General features: G+C 42.2%; 9 protein-coding genes, 1 pseudogene and 1 riboswitch. Of the genes and pseudogenes, 8 read left to right on the top strand and 2 right to left on the bottom strand.

Annotated features, from left to right (window positions below; translation table 11 throughout):
• Window positions 1-20 precede the first annotated feature (20 nt).
• The gene (trhA, locus tag BUB56_RS05250) at window positions 21-674 is read right to left on the bottom strand and encodes a PAQR family membrane homeostasis protein TrhA (protein WP_110940324.1); all 654 of its coding nucleotides are present in this window, start codon (window positions 672-674) and stop codon (window positions 21-23) included.
• Window positions 675-894: 220 nt separating this feature from the next.
• Between trhA and BUB56_RS05245 the strand changes: the two genes are divergently transcribed.
• Window positions 895-2,514 (top strand): S-layer homology domain-containing protein, encoded by a 1,620-nt coding sequence (locus tag BUB56_RS05245; protein ID WP_110940323.1) that lies wholly within the window; start codon window positions 895-897, stop codon window positions 2,512-2,514.
• Between the two features lie 73 nt (window positions 2,515-2,587).
• Here the strand turns inward: BUB56_RS05245 and BUB56_RS05240 are convergent, their stop codons facing one another.
• Window positions 2,588-3,127: an MATE family efflux transporter gene (locus BUB56_RS05240; protein ID WP_190014224.1), complete on the bottom strand. Its 540-nt coding sequence runs from the start codon at window positions 3,125-3,127 to the stop codon at window positions 2,588-2,590.
• Between the two features lie 67 nt (window positions 3,128-3,194).
• Here BUB56_RS05240 and BUB56_RS05235 point away from each other — a divergent pair, with 67 nt between their 5' ends.
• The 7 genes and pseudogenes from BUB56_RS05235 to BUB56_RS05205 all read left to right on the top strand — a co-directional run bounded on the left by BUB56_RS05235 (window position 3,195) and on the right by BUB56_RS05205 (window position 12,607).
• Complete coding sequence (locus BUB56_RS05235) at window positions 3,195-5,072, top strand: sigma 54-interacting transcriptional regulator (protein WP_110940321.1); 1,878 nt, start codon at window positions 3,195-3,197, stop codon at window positions 5,070-5,072.
• A gap of 199 nt (window positions 5,073-5,271) precedes the next feature.
• Window positions 5,272-6,650, top strand: a pseudogene (gene lysA / locus BUB56_RS05230) (diaminopimelate decarboxylase).
• Window positions 6,651-6,847: 197 nt separating this feature from the next.
• Entirely contained in the window at window positions 6,848-7,063 is a 216-nt protein-coding gene (locus BUB56_RS05225) for a hypothetical protein (protein WP_190014222.1), read from the top strand.
• Complete coding sequence (locus BUB56_RS05220) at window positions 6,997-7,425, top strand: spore maturation protein (protein WP_110940320.1); 429 nt, start codon at window positions 6,997-6,999, stop codon at window positions 7,423-7,425. Before BUB56_RS05225 ends, BUB56_RS05220 begins: the two co-directional genes overlap by 67 nt.
• Before the next feature lie 76 nt (window positions 7,426-7,501).
• Window positions 7,502-8,431 carry a S66 peptidase family protein gene (locus BUB56_RS05215; protein ID WP_110940319.1) on the top strand — a complete coding sequence of 310 codons (930 nt, stop codon included), beginning with the start codon at window positions 7,502-7,504 and terminating at the stop codon, window positions 8,429-8,431.
• A 166-nt stretch (window positions 8,432-8,597) separates the two neighbouring features.
• A complete protein-coding gene (locus BUB56_RS05210) occupies window positions 8,598-10,361 on the top strand; it encodes a M3 family oligoendopeptidase (RefSeq protein ID WP_110940318.1) in 1,764 nt (587 codons plus the stop codon).
• 106 nt (window positions 10,362-10,467) lie between these two features.
• Window positions 10,468-10,531: riboswitch (Fluoride riboswitch) on the top strand.
• 318 nt (window positions 10,532-10,849) lie between these two features.
• Window positions 10,850-12,607: a dynamin family protein gene (locus BUB56_RS05205; protein WP_110940317.1), complete on the top strand. Its 1,758-nt coding sequence runs from the start codon at window positions 10,850-10,852 to the stop codon at window positions 12,605-12,607.

Below are 12,607 nucleotides of genomic sequence, written 5' to 3'. Positions count from 1 at the left end.
CAATGGATGCAGGCTTATTTCTATCCTAAATATAGAACGTATCTGTACATCAGCCAGAAGTGACAGAAGCTGCCGGCTAATACAAATAGATGAAACACCTCGTGAAAACTAAAAATCTTTGAGGGAATCGGCGGCCATTTGGTTCCATAGATCACAGCGCCAATGGTATAAAACAATCCTCCTGCTACCATCCAGACCATGCCCCCTATGGGGATCGTTCGAACCAGGGGAATAAATGCTATCACCACAATCCAGCCCATGAGGGTATAGATGGAGGTGGACAGCCAGCGGGGAGCGCCCATCCATAGGGCTTTCATGATAATGCCGGAAAGGGCAATGGCCCAAACGCTGGTCAGCAGGCTCCAACCCCAAACACCTCTTAACACAACTAAACAAATAGGGGTATAGGTGCCGGCGATCAGTACATAAATCATCATGTGATCAATTTTACGCAGGATTCGGATGCCTTTTTCTGAGATATTTAACAAATGATATAGGGAGCTGGCGGTATAGAGCAGGATCAGGCTGGCTCCAAAAATAGAAAAGGCTACGATATGCCAAACCGTTGCATAAACTACTGCATAATAGACCAGCAGAATCAAAGCAATGATAGATAATATGGCCCCAGCCAAATGGGTTAATCCACTAACGGGCTCCCTCAGTTTTACAGTCATAATCATCACTCCTGTCTATGGGATTAAGGTAGTTACTTATTATTATATACAAATTTACTGAAGTATCATACTAAAAATTGTTAATTTTATTAGGATACTGCCAGAAGGGCAGGGGCAGGCAGCAGTACTAGTCAATAGAAGGATTTAGCAGATATTTCCCGTTGCTTTCTCCCAGAGCGCCCCTTATGATTTTTGTAGGACAAACTAAAGGGGGCAATGGATGGGAAAGATTTTTACTAAAAAATTGGTAAAAACTATAGGGCTATTGATTCTGATTCTGGCTTTTTTACCCTATGGACAGGTGCGTGCGTCAAAGACAAAATTTAATATGAGCTATTTATATTTCGGAAATACCAATCAATTTACAGGCTATGTGGATAAGACAAAGGGGTCTTTGAATGTGGTATCTCCCAGCTACTTTGATCTGAATGAGGATGGAAGCCTGAAGCTGACTACAAGAATTGACCCCAGTTTTATTAAAGAAATGCAAAGACGAAACATTCGGGTTGTACCGTTCTTAAGCAACCACTGGAGCCGTGAGGTTGCACGGGCTGCTTTAAAAAACCGGGAAGCATTGGCTCAGGAGATTGTCGATGCAATCGCGAAGTATAATCTGGACGGCGTGAATGCGGATCTGGAGAATATTACGGAAGAGGATCGAGAAGCCTATGTGGATTTTATCAGACTGTTAAGACAAAAGCTGCCAAAAGGAAAAGAGCTGTCTGTAGCGGTTATTGCGAATCCCAGCGGCAGGGTTACGGGAATTAACGGAGGACATGATTATAAGGGCTTGGCCCAGTATAGCGACCACCTGATGGTCATGACCTATGACGAAAGCTATCGAGGAGGGCCTGCAGGTCCGGTTGCAAGTATTAGCTTTGTAGAAAAATCCATACAGTATGCATTAAAGCAGATCCCAGCAGAGAAGGTTCTATTGGGGATTCCTTTCTATGGACGTTATTGGAATGCAGCTGAGCCTTCAGGAGGATATGGTATTCATTTAACACAAATCGATGCTTTGATCAGCAAATACAAGGGTACCGTTACCTTCGATGAGAAAAGCAAATCTCCAAAAGCAGTATTTACAGTGAAACCACAGGATGAAAAGTTTTCAGTATTTGGAAGAGAGCTTGGGCCGGGCAACTATACCATATGGTATGAAAACGAGGAATCTATAAAACAAAAGCTGCGTTTGGTACAGAAATACAACCTCAAGGGAACGGGCAGCTGGAGCTTGGGACAGGAAACGCCACAGGTTTGGAACTATTACCATCTTTGGTTGAACGGACGGTATTATACAGATATAGACAAGCATTGGGCTCATGATGCCATATTAGAAATGGAGATTCGGGGTTGGATGAAGGGAACCTCCAGCACTCAGTTTTCACCAAATCGTACATTGAATAGAGCTGAGACCGTAGGGATTATGGTGAAGGCTTTGGGACTCCAGGATAAGCCTGTAACCAGCCAATCCTTTAAGGATGTGCCCAAAAACCACTGGGCCTGGAAGGAAATTGAGATTGCAAGAGAACATGGTATTATTCAAGGGAAAGGGAACGGCATCTTTGCCCCTGGTGAAATACTGACAAGGGAGCAGGTTGCCGCCATGCTGGATAATGTTTTGCCGAAGGAGGCAGAAGCTGCCTTTGAGAATCCTTTTAGGGATATGACAAGCAAAAACTGGTCCTATAATGCAGTAGCGGCAATGAACTACAGGGGAATTATCACTGGTTTTGAGGACGGAACCTTTAGACCCAAGGAAAAAATTACCCGAGCACAGATGGCTACTATGATGCAGAAAATGATCCCATTGCTAGAAACCGTCAATATTAATCAATAAAATGAACCGCAGGCTTTATAAAGCTTGCGGTTCATTTTATTGTCTGGATAATTATGGATGAATGAAAGGTGCTTTATGCCCTACTTTTTTTCGAAAAAATCTGCTGCTGCCAACCGCCTTTTAAATATAACAGATAGCCTAAAATACAGATGATGACGTTGCTCAGAACCATTGCATACCATATGGCATTAGAACCCCAGTGGGTAAAATGCTTGAATAATAATATCATGGGAATGGGAAGTCCCCAAAGCCTTCCCATATCCATAAACCTGGCATAGACCGTATGTCCTGATCCTTGAAAGGTACCCACCAGTACCTGAAAGACGGCCATAGCGGGAATGCAAATACAGATAAGCTGCAGATAGTAGGTTCCCTGTGACAATACGTCCGGATCATTGGTAAACCATTCAATGACCCTCTGGGTGAAAATCACCAGGCTCAGTCCTCCTGCTGACATCAGCACAATGGACAAGATCAAGCTGGATCTGAAAGCAGCCTTTACCCGCTGTATTTGCCCTGCACCAAGATTCTGCCCGATCACCGCATGCCAATACCCATGACCGGCATCATTGCCAAGGTAGTGTAGATATATATATGCTATAATAATACACAAAGAAAGATGCTTGTTAAAAAAAGAAATCCTAAGGCAAAAAAGTATTGGGGGGAAGGGGTGAAAAGAAATGTTTGCACAGGATTCCTACATCCAGCAGTTTACAGATATGATGTCAGAAGGTTTTATTTTTATAGATCATCAGGGAAATATTCAAGTATATAACCGTAAGGCCAAAGAAATATTCGGGATCATATATAATGAAGGGATTGGACATGAGGCTGGCAAGCTGGAGTCCGGAGATATTGTCATCATAGCAGACAATTGCCTTGGAAAAGACGATGGAGACTTAAAAGCTGAGGACCTGGCTGTATTAGGCTTCGATGATAATGGCCTGGAGGAAGGGGACAGCGTGATACTTGCAGGAGTCTATCAGGAGAAGAAGTATCCCCCTATATATAAATATAAAAAAACCTTTGAGGGCAGAGATGATTTGCGCTTAACAGAGCGCTATAACGGCCTGGACATAGATGCCAGAATCGAAGGATACAATGGTGAGATACACATTCGTGTCAATCAGGAGGATTTTCCTATCGAATTTGTCAACGCCATTGGACATATAGTTATCATAGATGGAAAAACAGGAAGGATAAAGTTTTACCAGTCCAGAGGGTATACCGCAAGAGGCGAAAGCATAGGAGATATACTGAAGGGAAAGACTTACCGTGCGAAGGGAAAGGGCGCCGAAGAGCTAAATGTAATCGGCAAGAACATCTTTGAAATCCATATGGGGGGGCCTACCATCAATGAATTCTATGATGCCGCCACTGGGAAAAATCTATGCTATCAAGATAAATTTCGGGAGATCAACGGCAGATCAACCCTTTGTACATTGCTGCCGGTAGATCGAAAAGGAAAGCGAATCGGAGCAGCCTTAAAGGTGGAGGATATCTCTGAACTGCGAAAGGTTATTCGAGAACGGGATGAGGCACTAAAAAGCGTGGACGAAATGGAGCAAAGACTACGGGCTCATGAAAGGGAGGAACATCTATTCCCCGAGATTGTTGGAGATAGTCAGGAGCTGCTTTATGCGAAAAAACTTGCCTATAAAGCTTCAAAAACAAACTCTACTGTTTTGCTGTTGGGGGAAAGCGGCACAGGAAAGACCTTATTTGCCAGAGCCATTCATGAGGGAGAGAGGTTCCGTGAGAGACCCTTTATTCATGTGAATTGTGCCTCTATCCCTGAAAATTTGCTGGAAAGTGAACTTTTTGGATACGAAAGGGGTGCTTTTACCGGTGCCAAGCATGAAGGGAAGATGGGATTGTTCGAGGCTGCCAACGGAGGGACGATTTTTCTGGATGAAATTGGGGAGCTTACACCCTATCTTCAGGGGAAGCTGCTGCAGGTGCTGCAGAATAAGACTTTTATTGCTGTAGGCGGTACAAAAATGATCACTGTTGACGTGAGAATCATTGCGGCAACCAATAAAAACCTGGAGCATGAAATGCTCCAGGGTAGATTCCGGGAGGATTTATATTATCGCATCAATGTATTTCCTATCATGATACCTCCCCTGCGTCAAAGAAAACAGGATATCTATCCTCTGGTATATGCGCTCCTGCCGGAGATTTGCCGGCGGATCGGCAGCGAGGAGAAGACAATCTCCGGAGAAGCTCTTCAGGTGCTGGCGGCCTATAACTGGCCTGGAAATATCCGAGAACTGGAAAATGTATTGGAGCGGGCTGCTAACCTGGCAGAGGGAAATACGATCCTATCTACCCATTTGAACATTCTAAGGAATGAAAACAAAGCAGCTGGAATGCTAAATCGGATCAGGCCTATCAAAGAGGTTTTGGAGGAAACAGAAAAAAGCGCTATTGAAAATGCCCTTAGACTATCAGGAGGACAAAAGCAGACTGCCATGGAAGCTTTGGGGATTGGAAAAACCCAATTCTATGAAAAACTAAAAAAATATAAGCTGAGCAGTTCGGAAAAAAGGAATTAAGTTCGGAATTGCGGAAAGAATGTTCGCATGGGTTTTTTCCTAGGGAATCCAGGGAAAAGGGAGATTCCTTCAGATCTGCTTGTATTCCGGAAAGCCGAAAGTTCAAACTGAGCGAATTATAAAAAGCAAGTATTTATGCCATTTATATTTGTTGTGATCGGTTGGCATAATACTTGCTTTTTTAGATACCATAAGGCTAATGGGAAATATAGCAGAGGGAGATGAAAAGATGAAAGAGATTAACGTGGATGGAGGCACCTTTGTTTTTGATGGATGCAATACGGTTAAATTGGCAGAAAAGTATGGAACTCCTCTGTATGTAATGTCTGAGAATATGATTAGAAGCAAATGCAGAGAGGTACGCAGGGATTTCATAGATAAATATGATCATGTAAGGGCAGTGTATGCAGGTAAAGCCTTTTTGACAATGACCATGTGTAAGATTGTTGAGAGTGAAGGTTTGGGGTTAGACGTGGTATCCGGAGGGGAATTATATACTGCTGCAAAGGCTGGATTTCCTATGGAGAATGTCATTTTTCACGGAAACAACAAAACTCCTGGGAGATTCAATTAGGAGTTGATCACAATGTTGGTAGATTTGTTGTAGACAATCTCTATGAGTTAGACCTGCTGCAAGCAATCGCTAAGGAATCGGATAAAAAGGTTAAAATCCTTTTTAGAGTTTCCCCAGGGATACAGGGAAATACGCATAAATACATTATTACGGGTCAAAAAGACTCTAAGTTTGGTATCTCTTTGGATCTGGATATCATCACCGATGCTGTTAAGAGAGCCATGGAATACAGTCACATTGAAATGATGGGTTTTCACTTCCATTTAGGATCTCAGCTTTTTGAAAATGATATTTATGTGCTGGGAATACAAAATATTGTAAAGATCATGAAGGAAATGAAGGATAGGTTAGGCTTTGCTACAAAGGAATTTAATGTTGGCGGGGGTTTTGGTATCTATTATACAGAGCCAGACCAGCCTAAGCCGCTGAAATTCTTTTTAGATGCCATAATGACTACAGCAAAGGATGAATGCAGCAAGTCAGGCCTGGAAATGCCGAAGATCATTATAGAACCGGGACGATGGATTGTGGGAGAAGCAGGCATTACACTTTATACGGTTGGGACAGTTAAAGAGATACCTGGAATCAGAACCTATGTGAGTGTGGATGGAGGCTTGCCGGACAATCCCAGACCTGCACTATACAGTGCAAAATATGAAGCGGTAGTAGCCAACAAAGCGGATCAGCCGTTGGAGCAGACTGTGACCATAGCGGGCAAGTGCTGTGAGACAGGGGATATACTCATATGGGATTTAAAAGTGCCTAAGGTTGAGCCGGGAGACATACTGGCAGTACTTCATACAGGGGCCTATAATTATTCGATGGCCAGCAACTATAACCGTATTCCAAAGCCGGCTGTGGTATTGGTATCTGATGGAAAGGCCGGAGTAATCGTGGAAAGAGAAAGCTATGAGGACCTATTAAGAAAAGAAAGAATTCCACAGTATTTAATGAAGGGAGAAATGGAGAGCAGCATCGAAAAATGTGCCATTACAATATTATAGACATAGATTTTAGTTTTATAGGTGGATCTTTGCAGCAGTGGTAAAGTCATTGCTGTAGGAAATAAGATAACGATTTCCGAAAAAGAGAGGAAGCCTTAAAATATAATTTCATATATTTTGAAAGCTGCAGGGGGTGGTTTTTCAAAAAAGCTTACGTTCAAATTCACTAAGAATAACAAAAGGGGGAAGAATTTGCAATGATTAATGTTATTTGGTTTTTGTTGCTAGCTGCTGGGATTATTGTTGGTGCTGTCAATGGGAACATGGACGCAGTGACAGAAGCTGCCATCAACAGTGCTAAAACAGGTGTAGACTTATCTTTAGGACTTATTGGTGTTATGGCTTTATGGTTAGGAATCATGAAAATGAAACAGCCGTTAGAATTATCCCTTATCTGGTGGCCATGCTGGTAGCCATTGGGGTTTTTAGAGCATCCGGTGCAATGGACGTTGTGACTAAGATTTTAAGTCCTATCACAAGCTTGATTGGTATGCCTGCTGAAGTTTTACCAATGGCATTGATGAGACCATTATCCGGCGGCGGCGCAACTGGAATCATGAGTGATTTAATCACCAATTATGGTCCGGATTCTCTAATCGGACGTATGGCCTCCGTAATGATGGGTTCTACGGAAACAACCTTCTATGTATTAGCGGTTTATTTCGGTTCTGTTGCCATTAAGAAAACAAGGCATGCACTTCCTGCCGGTTTAGTAGCCGATGCGGTAGGACTGATCACAGCGGTAATCGTTACAAGAGCAATGTTTGGCGCATAATGCAATTGAATAGTATAAAATATAATTGGGGGCTATGGTGTAGCCCTCAATTATTTCAAATAGGGGGAAGGTATAGATGTTAAAAGGGAAAGCACTGAAATTTGGAGATACCATTGGGGTAGTTGCCCCTGCCAGCCCTACCACAGAAGAAAAAGTAAGGCTGGCACAAGAACAGTTGGAGGCTTTGGGCTTCAAAGTAAAAATGGGTAAGAGCTGTTATGGCAGACACGGATATTTATCTGGGAAGGATGCATATAGGGCAGAGGATATGAATCAAATGTTTCAGGATCCCTCTGTGGATGGCATTATGTGCCTGAGAGGAGGTTATGGAACCCCCAAAATACTGAATCTATTAGACTATGATCTGATTCACAGCAATCCAAAGGTATTTATCGGCTACAGTGATATTACTGCAATTCATACTGCAATCAATCAAAAAAGCGGGCTGATTACCATCCATGGCCCTATGGCCGCTTCAGATTTAGCCGGGGGAATAGATTCTTTTTCAAAAGAATCTCTGCTAAAGGCGATCATGGAATCGGTGCCCATGGGCGATATTGAGAATCCTAAAGGCGTAGAGGTGCAATGCTTCTTTGAGGGTAAAGCCCAGGGACAGATGATCGGAGGCAATCTTGCATTGATCGCGGCAACCATGGGAACCCCTTATGAGATTGATACAAAAGGAAAAATATTATTCCTCGAGGATATCGGCGAAGAACCCTACCGGGTAGATAGGATGTTAACACAATTAGCCCTGGCTGGAAAGCTGGAGGATGCTGCGGGGATCGTCCTTGGAGACTGGAATGATTGTGAACCGGAAAATCCGGAAGAGAGCCTTAGCCTGATGGAAGTATTTGAGGAGATCATACTGCCTTATCAAAAGCCCACAGTACTGAATTATAAAATAGGACACTGTACGCCTAAAATAACTGTACCAATTGGTGCTGCTGCGGTTTTAGATGCAGATCAGAAGAAATTAATCATTACAGAAGCTGCTGTTTGCTAAATAAATCCTGTTGTCCCGTGACAACAGGATTTATTTGTATTAGAGTCAAAATGCCATAGAAATATTTGGTATTTTGGGTATCATAATATATAATAAAGGTTAATTCAAAAATTAAGCTGTCTTTAGAGCTGTATCCTAAAGATTGGGCATAGGAGGTAGAACAATCATGAGATGGAATCTAGATTCTTTATACACGGGCTTTGATGCGGAGTCCTTTGAAGAGGACATTAAAAGTTGCAGGGCAATGATCCATAAAATGAAGGAGTGGGCAGAGCAGGAGCTTTGCAGTCAAGATAATGGATTGAAAAAGATTGAGGCTTTTCTATCTATGGAGAATGCATTTTTGCAGCTGTTTACCAAAATTCACAGCTTTGCAGAATTAACCCTGAGCGTAGATGCCAAGAATGAAAGAGCCCTGCAGATAGTAGAGCAGCTGGAAGATGAATTGACAGAACTGACAACGCCTCAGGTGCTCTTTCAAAAATGGATAGGGAACTTAGAAAGCTTTGAAGAGCTGATGGCTTCTTCAGAATTGCTGAAGGGACATCAGTTTTATCTTCAACAACTGCGAAAACAAAATCAGTACCTGCTGAGTGAAGCAGAAGAACTGTTAATTGCAAAGATGAAGAATACAGGATCTAATGCCTGGACGAAACTACAGGAATTGCTCACTTCTACTCTGATGGTAGACATTGAAGAGACAGGAGAGATGAAACAGCTGCCCCTGCCAGTGGTGAGAAACTTGGCTTACGAATCAGATCCTGTTATAAGAAAAAAAGCCTACGAGGCAGAATTAAAGGCCTACGAAAAGATAGAAGCCTCCTCGGCTGCTTGTCTAAACGGCATAAAAGGTGAAGTGATTACCTTAAGTAAGGCCCGGGGATACAGCTCCCCCTTAGAAAAGACCCTTTTGGATTCCAGAATGGACCAGGAGACTTTGGAAGCCATGATATCAGCTATGGGGGATAAATTGCCGGCCTTCCATCGGTACTACCGGAAGAAGGCAGCATTGCTAGGACATGAAGGGGGGCTGCCTTTCTACGATTTATTTGCCCCTTTGGGTAAAGCAGATATGCGTTTTACCTATGAGGAAGCACGTGGGTTTATCGTAAACAATTTTAAAAGCTTTAGCAATAAGCTGGCTGACTATGCTGACAAGGCTTTTGAGAAACAGTGGATTGACGCAGAACCCAGGGAAGGCAAACGAGGCGGTGCTTTTTGTGCCAACCTCCACAGCATAAAGGAGAGCAGAATACTGGCGAACTTTACCGGAACCTTTAATGATGTGATGACTTTGGCCCACGAGCTGGGTCATGGATACCATGGAGAGTGTCTAAAAGAAGAAAGCCACTTGAACAGTGATTATCCCATGCCCATTGCAGAGACGGCATCTATTTTCTGTGAGACCATCATTAAAGATGCAGCCTTAAAGCAAGCATCTGAGGATGAAGCCTTTACCATACTGGAGAGCGGGATATCAGGAGCAGGTCAGGTGATCGTAGACATTTACAGCCGATACCTGTTTGAAAGTGAGCTTTTCAGAAAAAGAGAAACAGGATCTCCTTCCGTGCGGGAGCTGAAAGAGATGATGCTGTGGGCACAAAAGGAAGCTTATGGGCCGGGGCTGGATCATCAATGGCTGCATCCTTATATGTGGGTGGTAAAGCCTCACTACTATAGTGCAGATTACAACTTCTATAACTTTCCTTATGCCTTTGGACTGCTCTTTGCCAAAGGACTCTATGCAAAATATCTTAAGACAGGCAGTGATTTTGTAGAAACCTATGATCATCTGCTGGCAGCTACCGGTAAGAACAGCATTGCAGACATTGCCCGTCTGGTGAATGAAGACCTCCGGCAAAAAGATTTCTGGTTGGCATCTTTGCAGTTGATCGAAGAAGATATAGAGCAGTTTATAGCATTGAAGTAAATGTTAAAAACTTATACAGGGAAGATTCACTTATTATATGATTGAAAATAACCGAAGAATAAGCTATAATATATTTATTGAATCGCTTGAATTGAGAAACAATATAAACCATTAAGGTGATGGAGCTCACCGTAAACATTGCTGCAGCAATTAATGGCTCCTACTAAGGATATCTTTAGTAGGAGCTTTTTTGTGTTTTTTTTAAAAAGCTCTGTTAAACTATAATGTTGATTTTGTAGGGTGCGGACCCTGTGTCTGCCTGCTTGTTTTAATAAGGCATCTGCAGGTGGACAGAGTCGTCCACCCCTACCTGCGTCACAATCTATGGCTAAAACATATAAGATCCACCCTAAACTTTAATAAAGGCTTTTTAAAGAATATTGTTTTTTTCAAATATTATAGTATTTTCCTATAAATAATTGTATGCATTCATTGAATACTATCTATGAGGCAGTAAGCAGATAATAACGGTGTTGGGAGTGGTACTATTGCTTAAACAGTTTAATGTGTTGGTTAAGGAATACGCAGATATGGCCGATGAGCTTACAGCTTTGGCGGAAAAAGTTGAGAATCCTGCACTGTTTCACAGCTTCAGAAGACAGCGGGAAAAAATAAAACACACAGAATTTCATGTAGTCGTCATTGGACAGTTCAAAAGGGGCAAGTCTACCCTGATCAACTATTTTCTTGGGAATGATATTCTGCCTACCGGCGTAATACCTATTACATCTATCATTACCCGAATCAGATATGCTGCATCTCCAAAGGCAGCTATACACTACAAGGATCATAGGAGCACGGAGACAGACATAAGACAAATCCATGAATATATCTCAGAGCAAAAGAATCCTGAGAATAGTAAAAATGTGGACATTATTGAGCTGTATTACCCTTCAGATATCTTAAAAAATGGGGTTGTACTGATAGACACACCGGGTATTGGTTCCGTTCATAAGCATAACACGGAAGAAGCCTATCGGTATCTGCCGGAAGCCGATGCTGCCATCTTTCTTACCTCCTCTGATGCACCGGTAGGTGAGTTGGAAATGGAGTTTCTAGAAGATGCAAAGGAATATTTTCATAAGATATTTTTTCTTCAAAACAAAATCGATTATTTAAATCCGGAAGAAAAGGATGAGAGTATAGCCTTTTCAAGGGAAATGATTTCAAAGGTTCTGGCATCCGATGTAAAGTTATACCCGATTTCTGCAAAACAAGCCTATGAAGGTAAACAAACGGGAAATACGAATCTTTTGGAACAAAGTGGTATGAAAGCATTTGAAGAGGATTTGGAAATCTTTCTCCTAAAAGACAAGGGAAAATATCTTCTGGCAAGCTATGAAGAAAAGCTATACGGAATGACTAAGGAACTGGAGGAAAATATAGATTTTAAAAGAGCTGTGCTCAATAGTCCTGTGGAAACCCTGGAGCAGCAGTTAAATCTTTTTAAAGATAAGGTAAAGGATACCGCAAGACTAAAGAAGGAAGCATTAGCTTTAGTGGAAGCAGATTTAAATGAAATTATTGGAGATTTGGAAGTGCAGATAAAGGACTTTCGGGCAGTACAAGCTTTGCAAATCAAAGGGAGACTCGAGGACATATTTGAAAGAAATAAAGAAATGAGCGGAAAGGACTTGCCTAAGCTGCTCAACCAGGAGCTTGAAAATCTTGTGGAAGAGGCTTATACCCACTGGGATAAGCGGCAGATAGAAAATTTAAAGCAAGCCTATCGGGGAATCATTCTACGGTTTACCGACAAGCTGAACCAGGGAATCAACCTGATAAATGAAATAACCTATGCAGTGTTTAAGCTTCGGCTGGCACAACCTATCGGTGAGTTTGATCTGATTGATAAGGATACCTTCTACTTTAAGTTTGGCAGCTCCAGTCCTGCCTTTCTAGGTCCAAGGCTTCGGGATTTTCTTTTCCTGATGCCGAAGAAATGGAGAAATAAAATCATTTTTTCCGATATGATGAGAAGGGTCGACGAAGAACTGGAGAAGAACGGAAATAACTTAAAATGGGATTATGCCAGCAAAATAAGAGACAGCAAGTATATCTTTGAACGGGCTTATCAAGGGCATATAGACGATACGGTGGCGAACATACAGGGAATTATCCAAAAGACAATGGAGCTTAGAAATCAGAAGAAGGAGAATATACAAGCACAACTGCTTTATTATGAACAGTTAAGGGATGGTTTGGCATCCATCAGGACAAGAATGGAAAACCTAAAAGAGGCTTAG

It is taken from the genome of Geosporobacter subterraneus DSM 17957 (genome assembly GCF_900142145.1).
Lineage (GTDB): Bacteria > Bacillota > Clostridia > Peptostreptococcales > Thermotaleaceae > Geosporobacter > Geosporobacter subterraneus.
The sequence above is the reverse complement of the archived record's forward strand: the minus strand, read 5'-3'. Positions and strand labels throughout refer to the sequence as shown.